The following is a 19,963-nucleotide window of genomic DNA, read 5'->3' as shown; positions in this document are numbered from 1 at the left end:
GCTGGGGGAGTCTTAGCGGAAGTTCACAAACTGGAGAGCGACTTCGATGTCTTTGCCCTTCAGCAGTGCCATCGTGGCCTGAAGGTCGTCGCGGCTCTTCGACTGCACGCGCAGTTCGTCGCCCTGAATCTGCGACTTGACGCTCTTGGGAGCTTCGTCGCGGATGATCTTCGAAATCTTCTTGGCGTCTTCTGACGAGATGCCGTTCTTGAGGCTGATCTCGATGCGGTATTCCTTGCCGCTGGGGAAAGGCTCGCCGGCGTCGAGGCTGCGCAACGAGATGCCGCGCTTGATGAACTTGGCCTCGAGCACCTCGAGAACCGCTTTCACGCGCTCTTCAGCGCTTGCCTTGAGGAGGAGGCTTTCGCCAGTCCACTCCACCGAGGCGCCTACGCCCTTGAAATCGTAACGCTGAGCAAGCTCTTTTTGCGCCTGGTTGACGGCGTTTTCCGCCTCCATTTGGTCAACTTTGCTCACAATGTCAAACGAAGAATCAGCCATGCGCCCATGCTACCCGCGGTCGGCCGAGAACTCCCACCGACCAGTTTTCGGGAAGTGGTCACGTGAAGCCCAGATTCCTTGTATTCTGGTTCAGCGCGTTCGGTCAGATGAATACATGTGGCCGGAGGCGTCTCGGCGAGTTACCCAAGTGGCCAAAGGGATCTGACTGTAAATCAGACTGCATCGCATTCGAGGGTTCGAATCCCCCACTCGCCACCGAGATACCGAAAGGCCCCGCGCGCACAGTGTGGGGCCTTTCGTGAATAATAGGCGCGTGACTCTAACTTCTTCTCCCGAGAGCCCGTCTTTTCGTCATCGGTTAGCGCAGTTCGTTGACTCAGCCCCAGTGCAGAACTTCGTTCTCGCCGTCATCATCGTGAACGCCGTGGTGATTGCCCTCGCTACCGCGGCCGAGGAGGGAACGACCACCTACAGCGTGCTTCATGCCCTCGACAGCATTGCGCTCGTGGTGTTCGTTATTGAGTTGCTGCTCAAGCTCGTCTCCTACGGTCCGAAGCGCTTCTTCACCGACGGCTGGACCGTTTTCGACTTCATCGTTGTTGCGATCGCCCTTGTTCCGAGTTCTGGGCCGCTTTCGGTGCTGCGGGCATTGCGCGTGCTGCGAATCCTGCGCGTCGTGAAGTTCCTGCCTCAAGTGCGCATGGTCGTGGAAGCGCTACTGCGCTCATTCCCCGGCATCGGCGCCATCGCACTGTTGATGTCCCTCGTCTTCTTCGTCGCATCCGTCATGTCAACAGAACTGTTCGGCGATGCGTTCCCCGAATGGTTCGGAGACATTGGAAAGTCGACCTACTCGCTCTTTCAGATCATGACGCTGGAAAGTTGGTCGATGGGAATCGTTCGCCCCATCATGGAAGTGATGCCGCTAGCGTGGCTCTTCTTTGTGCCGTTCATCCTGATCGCAGCCTTCATTACGCTCAACCTCTTTATTGCCGTCATCGTCGACACCATGCAATCGCTGCGTGTGGAGCGCGAAGAGGCAGCAGGTGCTGAGGCGGAAAAAGAGAGTCCGCGCCTGGCCTTGGAACTGGACGACGACGAGCTCGCCCTGCTATCCACCGGCCTAGCTCGATTGTCGACGACAGACTCTGCTCCGGACGAAGTTCTTCAGGTGTGGGGTATCGAAACTTCCGCAGCGTTGAAAGAGGAAGCGCAGCGACTGCACGAGGCGCTCGCCGGGCACAAAGAGCTATCGCACGCAGACTGGGCGCGAACGTTGTTCGCCGCCGATATGGCACTAATTAGGGGTCTCTCTGATGGGGCTGCTGAACAGCGCGCCGCCGACGATCAGGCTGCCCTCGCTCTCTCTCGTTCCATTCGCGCTCGGATCAATGCGCACGGTGCGCTGACTTCACCTGCGATCGGATGACATCTCGCCGCTTGTAGGCGCGGCACTGTTGCCGGGGTCCTGTCGTGCGGGTCTCGCATCCTCCGCTGAGCCCTAGGCTTAAGTCATGCCTCATGACGAACTCCTCGACCTTGCCCGCAGCGTTGCCACGCAGGCGGCAGAGCTCGCCGCTCGGCGCCGCATCGAAGGTGTCGCCGTTGCCGATCGCAAGACATCGTCAGTGGATGTCGTGACCTTCGCCGACCGCGAAAGCGAAGAACTCATCCGCAGCCTGATCGCCGCCGCGCGCCCCAACGATGGATTCTTGGGCGAAGAAGGCGAAGCGAATACGGGCACGAGCGGACTGACCTGGGTTGTTGATCCCATTGACGGCACCGTGAACTACCTCTACGGCATCCCGCACTACGCCATCAGCGTTGCCGTTGTCGAAGGCGACCCCGACCCTTCGACCTGGCGCGCGCTCGCCGGGGCTGTCGTGAATCTCGGCGCTCAGGAGACCTATACCGCCACGGCCGGCGGCGGTGCGTTCCTCAACGGCGAACGACTTCAGGTGGCCGAAGCAGTAGACCTCTCGCAGGCTTTGGTAGCGACGGGGTTCTCCTATTTGCAAGAGCTGCGAGTGAAACAAGGGCGAGTGGTTGCAGGACTGCTTCCCCAGGTTCGCGACATTCGCAGAATGGGCACCGCATCCCTCGACCTCTGCATGGTGGCATCGGGGCGCGTGAATGCGTACTACGAAGAAAGCCTGAACCCGTGGGACCATGCGGCCGGTGCGCTCATCGCCCGCGAGGCTGGCGCTACGGTGAAAGGCCGGGGAACGCAGGCTGAAGGCAAGGACTTTATCTTGGCTGCGGAACCAGCCGTTGCCCAGAAACTTGAGGCAGTATTAATGCAGCTAGACGCGTGAACTAGACCACTTTAAAAAGGTGTGGCAACTAGACCACTTGCGCGCTAGCCTTTATGAATCTGTTACCTGCGTGCAACCCGTACGCGCGTAGGTTCATACCCGAATTATGCATTCACACCTAGCAGGTGAATCGCGTGGAGGAGAAGAATGTCACTGACGAGCGCCAGCGCCGCAGCGACTCTCTCCTCCCGTCACGCCGGTCTCGCTCTATGAGCCAAGACCACCTGTTCCCACAGCAACCGGGAACCGCGGGCAACGCTCCGCTCACTCGAAAGCAACTGCGCGAGCTCGAACGCGTGGCTCAGCTTGACGCTAAGCAGAAGCACGGCACGAAGCAGCGCAGCACGAAGCAGTCCGCTGCTACCCCGTCGGTGGAGGCGCCGACTACTCCCGTGCTCGCTGACCTGTTTACGCCGCACTCGATGGATGAGCCCACTGCCGACCACGCGCCGGTAGTGGTTGAGCGGGCACCCGCCATTGACGTGGCTGTTGTCGTCGAAGCGGCTCCCGTAATCACTACGGCCCCGGTGGTCGAAGCTTCGCTGCCCAGCCGACGCTCTTTGCGCGCCCAGCAGGCCAACGCAGCGGCAGTGCCGGCGATCCCCACAGCGCCCGCCTCGGTTTCGGCGTCGGTGCTCGGCGCCACTGCGCCAGCAGCGGGAGCCCCAACCGTTTCGGAACGACTCTTCACCGCGCCGATCGCGACGGTGCCCGCATCCACCGCGTCGGTTGCGTCAGATCTGGTGGCTGAACAGGCTTCGTCCGACGAGCCGCTCAGCATTTTTGGCATCACCCCTGATCCGGCTATCGCATCCACTTCTGTGGCTGTCGCTCCGGCTGCGCGCGTTGCGCACGATCTGCCGAGAAAGAAGCGAGCGAAGTCGGGCAAAGCTGCCACGAGTGCTCGTGCGCCGAAGCCGACGAAGGTTGCCACGGCTCCGGCTTCACGCGCGCCACGTGGCTCCGCCGTGAAGTCGAAGCGCGTCTGGGTTTCGAGTGCAGCATTCGCACCAAGTGGAACGCCCCGTCGCCGCACGAAGGCCGCCGCATCCAAAGCCTTCTCCTTCGTCGCCATGCTTTTTGCTGGGGCGATCCTGGTGGGCGTCTCGGTGCCCTCGAACGCGTTCGTGGATGGCGACGCTGCGATCACGGCAGCTATTGCCCCGGAAGCAGATCTCGCGGCCCTCAGCAACAACGTTCGCCCGTCGCAGTCTTTGGCGGTGTCGGGTGAAGTCGAAAGCGAACTCGCTGCCCACGACAGCATCAAGGTCATCTCCTACGCCGAAGTTCTGGCGCTGCAGTATGCGGGAGTCGACTACGACTACAACGCGACTGTCGGTGCTGTGCGCTGGCCGTTCCCCTATACGGTCCCCATCACTGATGGTTTCGGCGATCGCGTCGGCGGCTTCCACAAGGGAACAGACTTTGCGGCCGCATCCGGTACGCCCATCTATGCAATCGCAGACGGCACTGTTGACCTCATCCAGGCCGACTGGTCGGGCTACGGATATCACGCGATCATTAGCCACGTCATCAACGGGCAGCAGGTCGAAAGCCTCTACGCCCACATGATCACCGACTCCAGCCCGCTTGTGGTTGGACAAGAGATTAAGGCCGGCGATTTTATCGGTCTCGTTGGTGAAACTGGTATCGCCTACGGCGCACACTTGCACTTCGAAGTACACCTCGATGGTGTTCCCGTTGACCCCTATGCTTGGCTCACGACGAATGCTGTCGACTAATCTTCTTGTAGGGTCGATTTTGACCCAAAAGCGTACTTAGAGGCCCTAAACGGGTGCTAGTCTCTTACGGTGCCAATTGCGCGTTCAGCGCTTTTGTGTGCCCCCTTAGCTCATTGGTAGAGCACTTCCTTGGTAAGGAAGAGGTAGTGGGTCCGATTCCCACAGGGGGCTCGCTTATCCAGTAATTGGATGATGCGGCTGAGTAGCTCAGTTGGTGAGAGCGCACGACTCATAATCGTGAGGTCGCGGGTTCGAATCCCGCCTCAGCTACAAGTTAAAAGTGCTGGTAAACCCGTGGTTTGCCGCAGCTTCACCCCCTCGGGAAGTGACCTCACGAGTCGCACCGTTCACGGTCGCTCTAGCGGCTAGCGCCGCTTCGGTGGACGACGAGCGCGTATACAGCTCAGTCGTAGTGATCGAGGCGTGACCGGCGATCTTCTGTACCTGCGTTGGCGTAACGCCAAGGCGGACGAGCCGCGTGAGGAACGTGTGCCGCAGATCATGGAATCGCAGGGGAGCGCCGTCGGCGAAAGTCGCGATGTTGTCGCGCAATGAGAACCACCTCACGGCACGCGCGAGGTTGCCGCTGTCGAACGGTCCACCGCGAACACCGGTGAATACGTGAGGGTGCCCGGCTTCGCGTGCCGAATCGAGCCACGGCTCGAGGTCATCGAGAATTGGCACGTCGCGGAGGTGGCCGCTCTTTGTGGGCCGCGTTTCGAGGCGACCGCTCCCGTTAGGGGAGAGCGTGCGTCGAACGGTTATCAGGCCGCGTGAAGTGTCTACATCCTCCCAACGCAGTCCAACCAGCTCACCGAGGCGAAGGCCAGTAAAGACCAGGCCTGCCAGTGCACGTTGGCCGTATGGGTGAAAAGCGGTCAGCTCCAACATCCGTCGTGTCTGCTGCTCGCTGATAGCGCGAGCCAAGGGGTCTGCATCTGTCGACTTCTGGCGGCTACGTGGTAGCGCGCGGCATGGGTTCGACGGGAGGCGCCCATCCAGCACGGCAAAGTCGAGCAATCGCGAAAGCAGGGCGAAGGCATCCTGTTTCGTAGACGCTGCGCCGTCCCACTCTGCGCGTGCGCGCATGATGACAATCGGGCGGAGTTCAGCGAAGGGAAGGCGACCCAGTGAGGGAGCGAGCCGCAAGCGCCATGCGCGGTCGTAGGCAGCGACTGCGTTGGACGTCAGTCCTTCGTAGACGAGTGATGAGTAGGCAGCGTGAAACGCGCCAACCGTCTCCGCTTCGTCTACTCGCATAATGCGGGACTAGCGGGAGTTTGGCGCTACACGCAAATTATGCGACTACGAAGTTTTGTTGTGCTCGAACCGCTCAGCCATTCCGGCTAGGAATGCCGCAGGGTCGACGGTGATGCCGGGGAACTCGCACACGTCCGGGTGCTCCCCGAATGCCTCACGAAACAGGGCTACACGGCGGTACATCTGAGACTTGCTAATCCCGAGGGCCTTCTGGGTTCCGTCGAAACCGCCGCTTATTTGCCACATGAGCCAGAATCCGAGCAAGTCGAGGATACGAGCACCGGTATGACCTCTGAGTGCTTCCCGCAGCTCTGGAAAGGCGCCGAACAGCCGTTTGTTGAAGGCTGTGTTCCGCTTGTAATACGACTCATAGGCCGTTTCGAGGGCGGCCTTGGCGCGCCCTTCGCCTTCGGGCGTGGGCATGCGCTCAGATCGAAAATCCGCCATCTTGTCCTCGTCCCGTAGTTCTACAATTCGCGACTACAGCCTACGACGCAAGCACTGTCATTCCAACCGTGTGGTGTTCTCCCGAAATCTTCTATACAAGATCAAGAAGACGCCTCACGTCGGATTCTGTGCACACGAGCGGAGACCCCAGACGCGGCGGGGATGATCTTTAGTTCGTGTAAGCGTTTCGGCTCACGTGCACACTGGACGTCCCGGCAGACCTCTCCGAATAGCCTGACACTCTCAGTCAACTCTTGCAGGAGGTTGATATTCCGAATTATCGTGTTCGTTCCCATGTTGAGATTGACATGCTGTAGCTCTCCACCGATCGACTTAGTCTTGAAAGCGGTGTCGGGGACTCGTTCGCCAGTGTCAACGATTTCCCAACCTAATGACCAATCAGCATGCGCGATGTCGTTGCGGAAGGAAATTTGGGCGGAGACGCTGTTGCGCAGCGTTCTCCTTATCGCCTTCCCGCGTTCGTCTAGCTCCGCAACTGACCCCGTCATGGCGAAGAATGCGTCCGAGATGGGTTTAGCAGTCATCGAAACGAACAATATGCGCAGAAGCGGGTCAGGCTGCACAAACTCCATGTCAGGCGGAGCGAGGAACGTCTCGAGGGCATTGCGCATGCTCGAGATCAACTCTGAGAAGTTAGTTGTGTAGCCACCGATCGACCTGTGCAGTTGTTGTACTTCGGGGTAACTCTCATATCCGACGGCAGGGCCAGCCATATCTAATCCAATCGACGAATCGACACAAGCTTGGGCTGCCGCCGAGCTTGAACATCGCGAACTCTACTTGCGATTTACCGCAGCGTAAATCTCGCGGACAACTTCGTTGAGTGCGAGCTGTGTTTCGATCGTGTGCTTCATGTGAGTAGGAGTCTCAGACTCCGCTGTTGTAAGTTTGGCGCGCAATCCCGCGTCGTCGTAGCCGATCCGTCTCTTCCACAGGATTGGGAGTCGGTCTTCCCCGATCAGGCCGACTAGGGCCATCGTCTCCGCCCCAAGTTGCGCGCGTTCTAGATCGTCCGTTGATCCACCCCGATTCTGGTTCTCGAGAAGCCTGAGAAGAGCTTCTAGGTCGAACATCAACTTTGCCTGTTGCAGCGCAGCTCGTCTATCCTCTGACGCGATGAGACGGGCATTGACTCGGTCACGCCAAGAAATGAAAAGCGCGACAATCGACGCGACGACCGCGACGACAATCGCACTCGCTTGAATCCAAAGAGTTAGTTCTTCGCTCTCCATGACACCTTCTCCTTGATTCGTCGCATCATTGGCGAGGTAGACGAAAGGCTCCCAATTCGTGCAACCGAGAGCTGCGGCTTCATCGTGGCCCAAAACCAATAGTTGCTCACGATCCTAGTGTTGGCACCACGGCTCAGGAAGCCTACTAGCGTCGAAGTTCTCCCACGTGGATGTTCAGGGTCCTGAGGGCGTAATCGATATCCGTGAGAATCGCCCGTTGGTCGCCTAAACCGGCAGTCGTTCTAGACCCTTCCTGCGGCATCGGCGCAGCGGCGCCGATAGTGCTGGAATTGAAACTGAACTCAGTACGATATTGCTTCCCAAGCTCGTCCGAATAGGTGAGAACCAAGGTGTGCCCCTCAGGCGCTCCGACAGAGAAGGCTGGCGTGCCGCTCCGCTTTATTTGAGACCGCCAAACAACACGCTTTCGAGCCCCAGGTACCAGCGTCTGGGGCTCCTTGAGGAAGCGGATTAGATCTTCAGAGACGTGGTCATCCTTGCCGCCGCGGGGCCAGACATCGAACGCGAACTTTGTGTCGAGTGCGATGCTGCGCCCCGAATTAGAAATAACAAGATCCCACGATCCGCCACCATGCATCCCCGGTACAACATCCGCCGTAACGTATGGTCTGCCATCGCGCTCAGCCTGCTCGCGGAGCAGCTGCAATTGCGTGTTTGTGCCGCCTAGCGCCCTCTTGGCAACCCACCAAAGAAGCGCGGTGAACGCTGCAGTGGCTAGAGTGCCAATTGCAGTTACAGCGGCAAACATTACAGCCGTGAGTGTTCCAAGAGCTGAGACCCAAAGCAAGATGTTGTCCATCTTCACATTCTGTACTAGTTAAGCGCTGAGGCGACTGCCGCCCTTCGCGCTACGGCTGCACTTAGAGTCGTGGTTGGCTCCCCGGCGTGGCGGGGTTGATGGCCCGCCCTCTCATGGCCGGATACATCCACCGCTCAGTTCGCGAAAAGTAAGCGAGCGTCAGTCGACCGTTTACGTTGCGAAAGTAATAGTCGCCGTTGACAGCATGAACCTCGTAAAGGGACAGGATCGAAGCCTCAGCCTAAACGAAAAGAGACCAAATGCTGGCTGCGGCACCACAGACTAGACCGCTGCTAACAAGCCACAAGTCCAGCCTGACTTTATGCCACTCCCGAACCGGCCTACTAGAAGCATTATTAAGTCCCCCGACAAAGTCAGCAGCGCTTATCCTAGTTCCCCCATTGCGCCCGCCAACGTGAATGAAGGGTTGCGTGGTGTCTTCGTGCTTTCGAATTTCGGAACCTGCCTCTTCAGCGCTCTTGTAAGTCCCAATCGCTATCCGCGCTAAGCCAGAAATAGGCAACAGCGCGGCAAGGACGTACAAGACGATAATGATCGACACACTAAAGATGCTCCACATATCGATTATCAAAGCACAAAGCGTGAGGCGCTCTTGCGGAGACGGGCCGTCGGGCGGGAAGGCTATAGATTGAAATGATCCATATGCACAGCTGCCGCCCTACGCGCTTCGCGCTACGGTTGCCCTTGGATTCGTGGTTGGCTCCCCAGCATGGCCGGGTTTATGGCCCGGCGTGCAGGCGGGTGGCCGTGCGGGGCCGCGCGTTCGCCCCTCCGGGGCAACCACGCGCGACACCCGCCCAGCCCGCCACCTTCATGACCGGCTACATCCGCCAGTCAGACGCAGTAAGCGCACAACTCGCGCCCAAACGCGTCACGCTCACAATCAATCGCGGGGGAGTGAATGCCGCCCTATCCGAGCAGCGCTAGGCCTCTCGTCGGTCTAGCGAACCCTTAGGCCCAATAAATGGGGCTTAGGGTATTGAGGGAAAATCGGTAACCTACGAGTGTGATTGCGATTCGTGAAACTGTGCAGGACTCCATTTATTGGCTGGTTGCCACCGTCTTGGGAAACCCAATAGGTATAGCGCTTGTGTGTACGTGGGTGGCCCTTATGTTCATCGTCGGAGTTATTTCGTCAATGCGGTGGACTGGTCGCCAGTTTCGCAAGCTCGGACGGAAACCTCGTCGGGCACAGGCGCTGTATCTACCTAGTGGTCTGGTGCCGCCTACGCTCCCGCCGACCCCGGAGCAAGTTGCGGTTCCTGTTCCGATCCGTAACGGACCCGGACCCCGCGACTGGAAGCAGCACTTATAGGTGCGCTTCGCCCACAGCTCTGGTGCCAGAGGGATCTGGTTGACAAACGCAGACGGTCACCACTGATAACTCGAGAACCCAGCGGTTCAAGCGCAGTAAGCGCACAACTCGCGCCCAAACGCATCACGCCCACGATCAATCGTGGGGTTGCCGCACTCGTCGCAAGCTAGAAGGCCCATAAGGGCACACATCTCACAATTTGGCTTTGCCATAGTCATCACCTCCCCTCCCTCTCACGGAACCGCCGCCGCGCACGGGGCAAGTTCTCGTCGGACACGCAGCGAGCGGCCCTCGACGGCCTCGATTTGTTCCGAGGGATGCGCCGCAGCAGCAGGAGCTTCGACGTTCGCAAGAAACCACTCGAGCCGCAGTCGACGCTGCACGGTTCGAGTCAGGCCAGTGAAGGACCAGCCGGGGCGGTGCTTCGTGCGGCGCGACGCGCTCACCACTTGGGAGCGTGCGCCGTAGCGCTCATGCACCCGGCCACGGCAGAACTCAGGTTCGCAGTCCGGCGCGCAACGCATCGCGCGTGCTGCTTGCTCGAGCGCGAGCAGATGCGACCACACGCGAGGGTGGACGGTTTCGCCCTGGTGGACGACATCCTTCATGACGTAGTTCAGCGCTTTGGAGAGATACCAGATCGTTTTCGCGCCGTCACCGTCAGCCCGGAAGGCGTCGCACTTCGCTTGTGCGCCCCACTCGACCCGCGCGCCGTCGATCTTGGAAAAGGCGACAGCCGAGCGCGCAGCGTCACGCAAGACGGCAGCATCGGGCGCTTCGGAACGTGCGATGCGAACCAGCACATGAACGTGCAGCACGCCACGGTCTTGCCACTCCCGCACGATGAAGTACTCCACCGAGTCCCAGCGATCCCGCAACCGCCGCCGCGTGCGATCCCAGAGCAGGCCCGCGTCACGGTTCCACGCTGCCTGCCCCGCGTAGTCATAGGTCGAGGGGCGCAGCGGCACACCGCGCAAGCCCGCATCCTGCACCGAGTGCTGCACACCACAGCCGCACACCGGCGCAGCTTTCTTCTCGCTACGCGGCACACGATGGACGGCGCCAAAGGAGGGAGCCGTCAGCGTCAACAGGTAGAAGCGATAGTTCTGTACCGGGCCGTCGAAAACTCCCGAGCGAGCGATGGATGCCCAGTCGCCCCGGTACAGTTCCGCGCACGAGCCGCAGCTGCTTTTGATGCGAGAACCGCAGCGCACCCAGATGCCGGTGGAGGTCTTGATGGGGCGCACGCAGCCGCGCGCGATTACCTCAGCTGCGCCGGTTTCGGTGGTGGAAGTGTTTGCTCGCATAACGAGCGGCTACAACGGATACACGTCTCATAATCGTGAGGTCGCGGGTTCGAATCCCGCCTCAGCTACAGTTGGCGGTTTCATTGTGTGAAGCCGCATTCTTCATTTGATCGATTGACCGCGAAGATCTTGAAGAGATCTGTCTCCTCGCCGTCCATCGGGACTGCTCTTTTGGCCGCGGATACTGTTCGGGCCAGAGGGCGCTTGTTCTCGGCTTTTCGACGGCGTGCCCGGATGGGCTTCTCGATGGCCCGGCCTCTGAGCTTCAGGAAGAATGTGGCTATCGAGCGCAGGTTGAATGAGCTGATAGCGAGCGCGGTCACGAGATCGGTCGTGGCGTCCTTGCCGTCGCGATTATTACCGCGACAATGTGGATGAAATACAGTGCTCAAATCCCGAATGGGGGGTACAGTTTCTTCACCAGACTCGATCTGGCTTTAGGTCTGAGGTCGTCGAAGCGTAACGAAAGGGAGCAACACCATGGCAACACTTCTCTGGATCATTGCGGCAGTTCTCGTTATTTCTGGCATTGTCGCGCTCGTTCGCCGCCAGCTACTCTGGGGCATTGTTCTCATCGTCGTGGGACTGCTGGTTGGTCCAGGTGGTGTGAGTCTCTTCACCTAAAGTCGCGGCCAGCGCGGTGTGGAGCGCACGCAGAGCCCTCTAGTTCCTGCTTCCTCTTTGCCGCGCCCAAGGCCCTGCTGGGGGCGCTTGCGTCGAACCCCTCAATCGGACAGGCTTGCGCGTCGTTAAGTGAAATACCTTCAACTTTAGGGGCGTTCTCTTGGCTGTTTCATAGAAAGCTGTGGTTTTCTATCGGAATGGACCTGCAGCGGACATTCAGTGGGTTCTCACCACGAGCCAACCCGCCCCGACCGAATGAGGAAATCGCTTGATGAAGCTGAGCCTTCGCCCACGCTTCGTGCGCGGTCCGTCAATGGACCGAACCATTAACGCGCCGACGCTGGTCACCGACCGTCTCACCCTGCGTCCACACCGCGCTGATGACTCCACACGGTGGTACGAAATTCAGTCATCGCCTGACGTACACAAGTTCACGTCGTGGCCCCAGCGCGATCGCGCGGAGTCCTATGCGCACCTGCTTCACCGCACAAAGCATGTGACCTTGCGACAGGCGAACGACTTTCTAGCCCTCGGCATCGAGCACGAAGGGCAGCTCATTGGTGATGTAGCACTTCATCTTCGGTCGGTCTCGCTCTCGAGCCGGACAGCCGAAATCAGTTGGATCTTGCATCCGGATGCGTACGGCCAGGGCTATGCCCGCGAGGCTGCTGAAGCGATCATGGAGTTCGCCTTCACCGAGGTGAATATCCAATGGCTCGTCGCCGTTATTGACGAGAGCAACGAAGCATCGATCGCCCTTGCGAAACGCCTTGGCTTCCGCGCAATGTCCCGCGACGGCAACGATCTGTCGTTCGTGGCCGGCAGCTTGCGGGAATAGGCTCGCGCGGGTGAGCCGCACCTTAGCTAACGAGAAAGCCGCCTAGCTCACTCCCTTCGGAGCAAACTAGACGGCGTTCGTCTGTGCTGCGCAGTACTAGCCGCGGGCACCCATCAGGTGCTCCATCGCGAGTTGCTGGAGGCGAACGAAGCCGAAGCCTTCGCCATCGAAGAAGCGCTCAGGCTTGAAGTCTTCGAATGATGCGCGGTCTGCGAGGAAGTCATCGTACGACTCGCCCTCACCGAGCGTGGGAACGCTGAGCTCAGCAACCTTTGCCGCAGCCAGAGCTTCCTGCACCTCTGAATCAGCACGGAAAGCCGCAGCGCGCTCCTTGAGCATTAAGTACATGCTCATGTTGGCCTTAACAGATTCCCACACGCCCGTGCTGTCTTCGGTGCGCGAGGGTTTGAAGTCGAAGTGACGGGGGCCGTCATAGGAGGGGATGCCGCCGGGGCCACCGTTTTCGAGCAGGTCGACGAGCGAGAACGCATTCTGCAGATCGCCGTGACCGAAAACGAGGTCTTGGTCATACTTGATTCCGCGCTGACCGTTGAGGTCAATGTGGAACAGCTTGTTGGCGTGCAGCGCTTGGGCGATGCCGTGGGTGAAGTTGAGTCCAGCCATCTGCTCGTGACCCGTCTCAGGGTTCACGCCGACCAGCTCGGGGCGTTCGAGGGTGGCGATGAAGGCCATCGCGTGACCAAGAGTCGGGAGCAGGATGTCGCCGCGAGGCTCGTTCGGCTTGGGCTCGATCGCGAACTTGATGTCGTATCCCTTGTCGGTGACATAGTCACCGAGTAGGTTCACGGCTTCGCGGTAGCGGTCGAGTGCGGCACCGATGTCCTTAGCGGAGTCGTACTCGCTGCCTTCGCGGCCACCCCACATAACGAAGGTTTTTGCTCCGAGTTCGGCGGCGAGGTCGAGGTTGCGCATGACCTTGCGGAGCGCGAACCGGCGAACGCCACGGTCGTTGGAGGTGAAGCCGCCATCTTTGAAGACGGGGTGGCTGAAGAGGTTGGTCGTCACCATGGGAATCACGATGCCGGTGTCAGCCATGGCCTTCTGAAGGCGGTCGATCTCGTGCTGGCGTTCGGCATCCGTTGCTTCGAACGGAAACAGGTCGTCGTCGTGGAATGTCATGCCCCAGGCGCCGAGCTCCGAGAGCTTGTTGACCGCGAAGACGGTGTCGACAGGCGCGCGCGTCGGGCCACCAAAGGGGTCGGCTGCGGCCCATCCGAAGGTCCACAGACCGAACGAGAACTTATCGTCGCGAGTGGGGGTGGGTACGGACATGGTTACTCCTTGAATAGTGGTGACGAGTGGAAAGAACGGGGGCGTGGTTAGCGCTTATTGCGGGCGGCAAAGCGTTGCTGCAGGAGAACTGCCAGCACGATGATGACGCCCTTGGCGACGGCCTGAACCGACGTGTTGAGGTTGTTCTGGGTGAACACGTTAGTGAGGGTCGCGAAAATCAGGACGCCGAATACGGTGCCAACAATCGTTCCGCGACCACCGATGAGCAGGGTGCCTCCGACAACGACGGCAGCAATAGCGTCGAGTTCATACAGAGTGCCGTGCGTTGAGGTGCCGGCGGTCGTGCGTCCGAGAATCATGACGGCCGCGATACCTGCGGTCATGCCAGCGATCGCATACAGGTAGACGGTGTGGCGCTTGACCTTGAGGCCGGCGAGGCGAGCTGCTTCACGGTTGCCACCGATCGCGATCGTGCGGCGACCGAACGTGGTGCGGTTGAGCAGGATCCAGCCGAGCGCCGCAACCACGATGAAGATCCAAATCAGGATGGGGATGCCCAGAAAGTCGGCACGGAATACTTCAATGAATTCCTGCGATCGCACGATCTGAGTTGAACGGTTGGAGAAGATCTCCGCAAACCCACGCGCAGCAACGAGCATGGCGAGAGTCGCCATGAAGGCGACAACGTTGCCATAAGAGATCACGATTCCGTTGACGATTCCGGCGAGGGTGCCGACCAGAATGGCGACGACAACCATCACGATCCACGACGTCTGCTCGGCGAAGGTCTGGATCACCGAGAGCGTCGAAATCACGCTCGCAAGCCCCATGACGGAACCCACCGAAAGGTCGATGCCGCCACCGATGATCACGAAGGTCATGCCGATGCTGAGCACACCGATGATCGAGGCGAACCGGATGATAGTGAGAATGTTCTCAAAGTTGGTGAACCGTTCGCCAGCGGTGAGGGCCCCAATCGCGAACAGCACGAGTAGCGCGATGACGAGCCCGAGGTTGCGGCCGGCGCTGCTGGACATGACGCGCGAGAACCAACTGCGGCTGCTCGGGGTCACGATGTCGGTGGATTCCGTGGCCGGGTTGGGGTGCTCGGCTGAGGGAACGGTGGGCTGCTCGCTCACGCGGCACTTCCTTTCATCACGAGATCGAGCACTCCGTGCTCGTCGATCTGGGTGGCTTCTGTTGTGGTGAGTACGTGACCGTCGGCAATGACGAGCACGCGGTCGGCGAGACCGAGGACTTCCTCGATCTCGCTGGAGACGACGATGATGGCGGTGCCGGCGGCGGCCAGGCGACGAATGAGGGCGTAGATTTCGGCGCGGGCTCCGGCATCCACTCCTCGGGTGGGTTCGTCGAGGAGCAGCACGGAGGTTCCGTGAACGAGCCAGCGGGCCAGCAGAATCTTTTGCTGGTTACCGCCAGAGAGGCTGCCTGCGGGATTGTCGGGGTCGGCCGGGCGCAGTTCGAGTGCCTCAATTTGTTCGACAGCGGCAGCCCGTTCGGCGTTCTCATTGAGGAACCCGAAGCGAGCAAAGCGGGCAAACGAGGAGAGGGTCACGTTGGTGAAGATGGGCTGGTCGAGGAGCAGGCCCTGGCTCTTGCGTTCTTCGGGGGAGAGCCCAACGCCATGCTCGACCGCATCCGTAACGGAGCCGGGGGAGAGTTGTGAACCGCTGACCCGCACGGTGCCGGTGCTGGGCTTGCGGGCGCCGTAGATAGTTTCGAGGATCTCAGAGCGGCCCGATCCGACGAGGCCAGCGATGCCCAGAATCTCGCCCGCGCGCACACTCAGGTCGACGCGATCGAAGACGCCTTTCAGTGAAAGGTTCTCGACCGTGAGCACTTCAGGGGAGCCCGCGGGCACGGGCACTCGCGCCGGGAACACGTTGTCGATGTCGCGCCCCGTCATCAGGCGAATGAGTTCGCTCGTCGACGTATCGGCGACGGGGAGGCCATTGGCGGTGCTGCGGCCATCCTTGATGACGGTGATGCGGTCACCAATTTCGCGAATCTCCTCGAGGCGGTGAGAGATGTAGACGACAGCAACGCCGGATGCCGTGAGCTCATTCACGACCCGGAAAAGGTTCTTGACTTCCTCAGAGTCGAGCACCGCCGATGGTTCATCCATGACGATGAGTTGAGCGTTGCGAGACAGGGCGCGGGCCATGCTCACGATCTGTTTGTTCGCGGGGGAGAGTGATCCCACCTCGCGGCTGGGGGAGAGGTTTCCATGACCGAGTCGATCAAGCAGCTCGGTGGCGCTCTTGTTGGCGCGGGAGCGTTGGGAGAACCCACCGGTAGCCATCTCGTGGCCGAGGTAGATGTTTTCGGCGATGGTGAGGCCATCGACGACATCCAGCTCTTGGTACATCGTGGCGATGCCGAGTTCGAGGGCAGCAACAGGGTTGCTGATGGTGACGAGCTCACCGTGCCAGCGCAGTGTGCCTTCGTCGGGAGTGTGTACGCCGGCGAGCATTTTGATGAGGGTGGATTTGCCCGCACCGTTTTGGCCCAGGATGACGTGCACTTCGCCGGGAGCAATGGAAATGTCTACGCCTTTGAGGGCGCGCACCGCACCGAAGCGTTTGGTGGCGCCGCGCACCTCGAGCAATGCGGGCTCATGGTCGACTTTGATCATGGTGGCAACATATCAGACGTTGGAGCCGCGGGGAATGGGAATTTTGCAGACGTAGCGCCCCGGAATGCCGGGAATTCGTCATTCCCTACGGGTCATCTTTATCGAACGAAGTTGCGAGCACTGCGGGGGAAATTGCGGGTCACCCACCCGCCAAAATACCTGTTGACGCGGGATGCATCTCTGTTATGTTGTTCCAAACGTCAATGTGGACACAGCCAAACCCCTCCTTGTGAGATCCGGTTTAGCTAACGCACCTCCCGTTGGCGAACACCACTGCATTTCACTTACCTAGGAGGACGTACATGTTGGCAACTCGCATGAGCCGCAAGCTGCTCATCACCGCGGGGGCATCGATCGCCGTCGCAGGCCTACTCGGAGGCTGCACGGCTGGCACCGCAGAAAACAACACCACAACCGGTGGAACCAGTAGCGAAGAAAACGAAGCCGCCGGTGACACCATCACCATCGGCTTCTCTGGCCCCGCCGCCGACCACGGCTGGCTCGGCGCCATCAACTCAGCCGCGATCTCAGAAGCGGAAAAGTACGAAGACATCAACCTCGTTGTTGCCGAAGGCACCAACGACGCCAACCTGCAGATCAGCCAGGTCGAGACCTTCATCAACGACGGTGTTGATGCAATCGTTCTGCTGCCCACCGACGGCGCAGCGCTGACCGAGGTAGCCATCAAGGCGATGGAAGCCGGAATCCCCGTGATCAACGTTGACCGCGAGTTCTCCAGCACGTTCGCCGCTCGCGTCACCATCCTCGGTGACAACTACGGCATGGGCGTCAGCGCCGGAACCTACATTTGTGAGCAGCTCGGCGACAACCCCGACGCCGTGATCGCAGAAATCGCCGGCATCGACTCGCTTCCTCTTACTCAGGCGCGCAGCGAAGGATTCGCCACTGCACTCGACACCTGTGGCCTCGAGGTTTCTAACCGCGTTGCTGCCGACTTCACCATCCAGGGCGGCGAAGCAGTGACCTCGCAGTTGCTCTCCGCGGCCCCTCAGATCGACGCGATCTGGAACCACGATGACGACCAGGGAATTGGCGTCCTCGCTGCCATTGCTGCCGCAGACCGCGATGAGTTCTTCATGGTCGGTGGCGCCGGATCCGCAAACGCAATGCGCGAGATCCAGTCGGGCGATGGCGTGCTGCAGGCGACGGTAATTTACCCGTCGACGCAGGCCGCTGACGGCATCCGTCTTGCTCGCCTGATTGCTCAGGGAAAGTCGCTGAGCGACATCGTTGAGGTCGAGGTGCCCAAGCGCATCGTTCTCAACGCACCGGTAGTCACGAGCGACAACGTCGACGAGTACCTGCCGACCGCGTTCGAGTCCTAAACCGCATGAATGGAGTGCCCGCCCGGATACTCTGGGCGGGCACTCTGGTCGGTATCTCGCACGCGATAGCTGACCAAAGAACCACACAACGAAGTGAAAGGGTCACGCACGATGTCAGATAAGCGCCACCTGAAGGTTGCAATGATCGGTTACGGCTTCATGGGAGCCGCTCATTCACAAGGCTGGAGGGTTGCGCCCCGATTCTTTGATCTGGATGCCCAACCAGACATGCAGGTGCTGGTCGGACGCAATGCCGAAGCCGTGGCGGATGCCGCAACTAAGTGGGGCTGGGCAGAAACCGCCACCGACTGGCGCGAAGTTATCGCTCGCGACGACATCGACATCGTAGACATCGTGACCCCGGGTGGATCGCACGCTGAAATCGCGATTGCCGCTCTCAACGCGGGTAAACACGTGCTGTGCGAAAAGCCGCTCGCTAACTCGGTAGAGGAAGCAGAGCTGATGGCGGCGGCCGCGAACGCTGCGGCCACGAACGGGGTGATCTCCATGCTGGGGCACACCTACCGTCGCCTTCCGGCAACAACGCTGGCCAGGGATCTCGTGGCCGCGGGCAAGATCGGTGAGATTCATCAGGTGCGGGCTTGCTACCTGCAGGACTGGCTCACCGACCCCGAGACGCCGCTCGTCTGGCGCCTCCAAAAGGACCTCGCAGGCTCAGGATCGCTCGGCGATATCGGCGCCCACATCATCGACCTCTCGGAATACATCACCGGAACCCACCTCGTTGAGGTCTCCGGAACGATGGAAACGATCATCAAACAGCGCCCCGTGCTCGAAAGCACGGCCGGGCTCGGCGGCACCGGCGGAACCGAAATGGGCGACGTCACCGTCGACGACGTCGCACTCTTCACCGGCCGCTACGACAGCGGAGTGCTTGGATCCTTCGAAGCCACTCGCTTCGCGACCGGCCGCAAAAACGGTCTGCGCATCGAAATCTCCGGATCCCTTGGCGCCATCAGCTTCGACCTCGAACGCCTCAACGAACTGCAGTTCTTCGACGCGACAGCGCCCGCAGAGACGCAAGGCTTCACCACCATTCTGGTGACCGAGCCCGAGCATCCGTACATCGCAGCCTGGTGGCCCGCCGGGCACATGCTCGGCTACGAACACGCGTTCAGCCACCAAGCCAAAGACTTCGTTGACGCCGTGACCAGCGGCACCCCCGCATCGCCCTCCTTCGATGACGGAGTTCACGTGCAACGCGTGCTCGCCGCCGTCGAAGAAAGCTCCAACGCCCGCAGCGCGTGGACAACCATCTAGCAGAACTGGAGAAAACCATGACTCGACCAATTACCCTCTTTACCGGCCAGTGGGCTGACCTCCCTTTCGAAGAAGTTGTTGAGCTCGCCGCAGGGTGGGGTTACGACGGACTAGAAATCGCCTGTTGGGGTGACCACCTGGACCCCAGCCGCTGGGATGACGCCGCTTACGTTCAAGGCAAGCTCGACCTGCTCGAAAAGCACGGCCTCAAGGTGTGGGCCATCTCTAACCACCTGCAGGGACAGGCGGTCTGCGACGATCCCATTGACCAGCGCCACGAAGACATCCTGCCGCCGGCAATCTGGGGCGACGGGGATGCCGAAGGTGTGCGCCAGCGTGCCGCCGAAGCCATGAAGAACACGGCTCGCCTCGCCGCGAAACTCGGCGTGAAGACCGTGATTGGGTTCACCGGCTCGAGCATCTGGAAGTATGTCGCGATGTTCCCGCCCGTGAGCCAAGAAGCAATTGATGCCGGCTACCAAGACTTTGCCGACCGCTGGAACCCCATCCTCGACGTCTTCGATGAGGTCGGTGTGCGGTTCGCTCACGAAGTGCACCCCTCCGAGATCGCGTTCGACTACTGGACAACAGTGCGCACCCTCGAAGCCATTGGCCACCGCGAAGCCTTCGGTCTCAACTGGGACCCCAGCCATTTCGTGTGGCAAGACCTCGACCCCGTGAGCTTTCTCTGGGACTTCAAAGACCGCATTTACCACGTGGACTGCAAAGACACGAAGAAGCGGATGGACAACGGCAAGAACGGTCGGCTCGGCTCGCTTCTTGCCTGGGCTGATGGCCGTCGCGGTTGGGACTTCATCTCCACAGGTCACGGAGACGTGCCGTGGGAGAGTAGCTTCCGCATGCTCAACCAGATCGGCTATGAAGGCCCCATTTCGGTGGAGTGGGAAGACGCTGGAATGGACCGCCTGATCGGAGCACCAGAAGCTCTCGAGTTCGTGCGCCGTCTCGCTTTCGACCCGCCAGCAGCGGCGTTTGACGCAGCCTTCAGCTCGAAGTAACTA

19 protein-coding genes and 3 tRNA genes are annotated in these 19,963 nt (G+C 60.3%); 11 read left to right on the top strand and 11 right to left on the bottom strand.

The genetic code is table 11. From position 1 onward, the window contains the following. Window positions 1-12 precede the first annotated feature (12 nt). Window positions 13-501, bottom strand: a complete 489-nt coding sequence (locus tag I6E81_RS12525) for a YajQ family cyclic di-GMP-binding protein (RefSeq protein WP_197108252.1) — start codon at window positions 499-501, stop codon at window positions 13-15. Window positions 502-635: 134 nt separating this feature from the next. Here I6E81_RS12525 and I6E81_RS12520 point away from each other — a divergent pair. The 6 genes from I6E81_RS12520 to I6E81_RS12495 all read left to right on the top strand — a co-directional run bounded on the left by I6E81_RS12520 (window position 636) and on the right by I6E81_RS12495 (window position 4,789). Continuing rightward, a tRNA-Tyr gene (locus tag I6E81_RS12520) sits at window positions 636-717 on the top strand. 58 nt (window positions 718-775) lie between these two features. After that, complete coding sequence (locus I6E81_RS12515) at window positions 776-1,891, top strand: ion transporter (RefSeq protein WP_307784160.1); 1,116 nt, start codon at window positions 776-778, stop codon at window positions 1,889-1,891. Window positions 1,892-1,976: 85 nt separating this feature from the next. After that, window positions 1,977-2,777, top strand: coding sequence for an inositol monophosphatase family protein (locus I6E81_RS12510; protein ID WP_197108248.1), 801 nt, complete (start codon window positions 1,977-1,979; stop codon window positions 2,775-2,777). A 134-nt stretch (window positions 2,778-2,911) separates the two neighbouring features. Next, window positions 2,912-4,519, top strand: coding sequence for a peptidoglycan DD-metalloendopeptidase family protein (locus I6E81_RS12505; RefSeq protein WP_307784158.1), 1,608 nt, complete (start codon window positions 2,912-2,914; stop codon window positions 4,517-4,519). Between the two features lie 99 nt (window positions 4,520-4,618). Then, a tRNA-Thr gene (locus tag I6E81_RS12500) sits at window positions 4,619-4,690 on the top strand. Between the two features lie 25 nt (window positions 4,691-4,715). Then, a tRNA-Met gene (locus I6E81_RS12495) sits at window positions 4,716-4,789 on the top strand. Here the strand turns inward: I6E81_RS12495 and I6E81_RS12490 are convergent. The 7 genes from I6E81_RS12490 to I6E81_RS12460 all read right to left on the bottom strand — a co-directional run bounded on the left by I6E81_RS12490 (window position 4,787) and on the right by I6E81_RS12460 (window position 11,334). Continuing rightward, complete coding sequence (locus I6E81_RS12490; protein WP_197108246.1) at window positions 4,787-5,779, bottom strand: site-specific integrase; 993 nt, start codon at window positions 5,777-5,779, stop codon at window positions 4,787-4,789. The genes I6E81_RS12495 and I6E81_RS12490 overlap by 3 nt on opposite strands. 45 nt (window positions 5,780-5,824) lie before the next feature. Further along, window positions 5,825-6,226 carry a hypothetical protein gene (locus I6E81_RS12485; protein ID WP_197108244.1) on the bottom strand — a complete coding sequence of 134 codons (402 nt, stop codon included), beginning with the start codon at window positions 6,224-6,226 and terminating at the stop codon, window positions 5,825-5,827. A gap of 101 nt (window positions 6,227-6,327) precedes the next feature. Further along, entirely contained in the window at window positions 6,328-6,960 is a 633-nt protein-coding gene (locus I6E81_RS12480) for a hypothetical protein (protein ID WP_197108242.1), read from the bottom strand. A gap of 63 nt (window positions 6,961-7,023) precedes the next feature. Next, entirely contained in the window at window positions 7,024-7,479 is a 456-nt protein-coding gene (locus I6E81_RS12475; RefSeq protein WP_197108240.1) for a hypothetical protein, read from the bottom strand. A 145-nt stretch (window positions 7,480-7,624) separates the two neighbouring features. Next, the gene (locus I6E81_RS12470; RefSeq protein ID WP_197108238.1) at window positions 7,625-8,299 is read right to left on the bottom strand and encodes a hypothetical protein; all 675 of its coding nucleotides are present in this window, start codon (window positions 8,297-8,299) and stop codon (window positions 7,625-7,627) included. A 1,569-nt stretch (window positions 8,300-9,868) separates the two neighbouring features. Continuing rightward, window positions 9,869-10,942 carry a replication initiator gene (locus I6E81_RS12465; protein ID WP_197108236.1) on the bottom strand — a complete coding sequence of 358 codons (1,074 nt, stop codon included), beginning with the start codon at window positions 10,940-10,942 and terminating at the stop codon, window positions 9,869-9,871. An 80-nt stretch (window positions 10,943-11,022) separates the two neighbouring features. Beyond that, window positions 11,023-11,334: a hypothetical protein gene (locus I6E81_RS12460; RefSeq protein WP_197108234.1), complete on the bottom strand. Its 312-nt coding sequence runs from the start codon at window positions 11,332-11,334 to the stop codon at window positions 11,023-11,025. 88 nt (window positions 11,335-11,422) lie between these two features. On the opposite strand from I6E81_RS12460, the gene I6E81_RS12455 reads away from it, so the two are divergent. Both I6E81_RS12455 and I6E81_RS12450 read left to right on the top strand, forming a co-directional pair. Continuing rightward, window positions 11,423-11,566 carry a GPGG-motif small membrane protein gene (locus I6E81_RS12455; protein WP_197108232.1) on the top strand — a complete coding sequence of 48 codons (144 nt, stop codon included), beginning with the start codon at window positions 11,423-11,425 and terminating at the stop codon, window positions 11,564-11,566. Between the two features lie 271 nt (window positions 11,567-11,837). Next, the gene (locus tag I6E81_RS12450) at window positions 11,838-12,404 is read left to right on the top strand and encodes a GNAT family N-acetyltransferase (RefSeq protein WP_197108230.1); all 567 of its coding nucleotides are present in this window, start codon (window positions 11,838-11,840) and stop codon (window positions 12,402-12,404) included. A gap of 96 nt (window positions 12,405-12,500) precedes the next feature. Here I6E81_RS12450 and xylA read toward each other — a convergent pair whose 3' ends face one another. Genes xylA through I6E81_RS12435 form a run of 3 tightly spaced genes read right to left on the bottom strand, consistent with a single transcriptional unit; the run spans window position 12,501 to window position 16,314 of the window. Further along, entirely contained in the window at window positions 12,501-13,697 is a 1,197-nt protein-coding gene (gene xylA, locus I6E81_RS12445; RefSeq protein ID WP_197108228.1) for a xylose isomerase, read from the bottom strand. 47 nt (window positions 13,698-13,744) lie between these two features. Next, window positions 13,745-14,797 (bottom strand): ABC transporter permease, encoded by a 1,053-nt coding sequence (locus I6E81_RS12440; RefSeq protein ID WP_307783962.1) that lies wholly within the window; start codon window positions 14,795-14,797, stop codon window positions 13,745-13,747. After that, the gene (locus I6E81_RS12435; RefSeq protein ID WP_197108226.1) at window positions 14,794-16,314 is read right to left on the bottom strand and encodes a sugar ABC transporter ATP-binding protein; all 1,521 of its coding nucleotides are present in this window, start codon (window positions 16,312-16,314) and stop codon (window positions 14,794-14,796) included. Before I6E81_RS12435 ends, I6E81_RS12440 begins: the two co-directional genes overlap by 4 nt. Window positions 16,315-16,616: 302 nt before the next feature. Between I6E81_RS12435 and I6E81_RS12430 the strand changes: the two genes are divergently transcribed. From I6E81_RS12430 to I6E81_RS12420, 3 genes are all read left to right on the top strand, one after another. Further along, the gene (locus I6E81_RS12430) at window positions 16,617-17,660 is read left to right on the top strand and encodes a substrate-binding domain-containing protein (RefSeq protein ID WP_197108224.1); all 1,044 of its coding nucleotides are present in this window, start codon (window positions 16,617-16,619) and stop codon (window positions 17,658-17,660) included. A gap of 111 nt (window positions 17,661-17,771) precedes the next feature. After that, the gene (locus tag I6E81_RS12425) at window positions 17,772-18,941 is read left to right on the top strand and encodes a Gfo/Idh/MocA family protein (RefSeq protein WP_231604170.1); all 1,170 of its coding nucleotides are present in this window, start codon (window positions 17,772-17,774) and stop codon (window positions 18,939-18,941) included. A 17-nt stretch (window positions 18,942-18,958) separates the two neighbouring features. After that, a complete protein-coding gene (locus tag I6E81_RS12420; protein ID WP_197108222.1) occupies window positions 18,959-19,960 on the top strand; it encodes a sugar phosphate isomerase/epimerase in 1,002 nt (333 codons plus the stop codon). The last annotated feature ends 3 nt before the right edge of the window (window positions 19,961-19,963 follow it).

Source organism: Salinibacterium sp. NG22 (genome assembly GCF_015864925.1).
GTDB lineage: Bacteria > Actinomycetota > Actinomycetes > Actinomycetales > Microbacteriaceae > Rhodoglobus.
Note: the sequence above shows the minus strand (reverse complement) of the source record. Positions and strands in the feature narration are given on the sequence as shown.

Coding starts and splice junctions, on each gene's coding strand:
- I6E81_RS12525 (WP_197108252.1), bottom strand. CDS start 501: ATGGCTGATTCTTCGTTTGACATTGTGAGCAAAGTTGACCAAATGGAG.
- I6E81_RS12510 (WP_197108248.1), top strand. CDS start 1,977: ATGCCTCATGACGAACTCCTCGACCTTGCCCGCAGCGTTGCCACGCAG.
- I6E81_RS12490 (WP_197108246.1), bottom strand. CDS start 5,779: ATGCGAGTAGACGAAGCGGAGACGGTTGGCGCGTTTCACGCTGCCTAC.
- I6E81_RS12485 (WP_197108244.1), bottom strand. CDS start 6,226: ATGGCGGATTTTCGATCTGAGCGCATGCCCACGCCCGAAGGCGAAGGG.
- I6E81_RS12480 (WP_197108242.1), bottom strand. CDS start 6,960: ATGGCTGGCCCTGCCGTCGGATATGAGAGTTACCCCGAAGTACAACAA.
- I6E81_RS12475 (WP_197108240.1), bottom strand. CDS start 7,479: ATGGAGAGCGAAGAACTAACTCTTTGGATTCAAGCGAGTGCGATTGTC.
- I6E81_RS12470 (WP_197108238.1), bottom strand. CDS start 8,299: ATGGACAACATCTTGCTTTGGGTCTCAGCTCTTGGAACACTCACGGCT.
- I6E81_RS12465 (WP_197108236.1), bottom strand. CDS start 10,942: ATGCGAGCAAACACTTCCACCACCGAAACCGGCGCAGCTGAGGTAATC.
- I6E81_RS12455 (WP_197108232.1), top strand. CDS start 11,423: ATGGCAACACTTCTCTGGATCATTGCGGCAGTTCTCGTTATTTCTGGC.
- I6E81_RS12450 (WP_197108230.1), top strand. CDS start 11,838: ATGAAGCTGAGCCTTCGCCCACGCTTCGTGCGCGGTCCGTCAATGGAC.
- xylA (WP_197108228.1), bottom strand. CDS start 13,697: ATGTCCGTACCCACCCCCACTCGCGACGATAAGTTCTCGTTCGGTCTG.
- I6E81_RS12435 (WP_197108226.1), bottom strand. CDS start 16,314: ATGATCAAAGTCGACCATGAGCCCGCATTGCTCGAGGTGCGCGGCGCC.
- I6E81_RS12430 (WP_197108224.1), top strand. CDS start 16,617: ATGTTGGCAACTCGCATGAGCCGCAAGCTGCTCATCACCGCGGGGGCA.
- I6E81_RS12425 (WP_231604170.1), top strand. CDS start 17,772: ATGTCAGATAAGCGCCACCTGAAGGTTGCAATGATCGGTTACGGCTTC.
- I6E81_RS12420 (WP_197108222.1), top strand. CDS start 18,959: ATGACTCGACCAATTACCCTCTTTACCGGCCAGTGGGCTGACCTCCCT.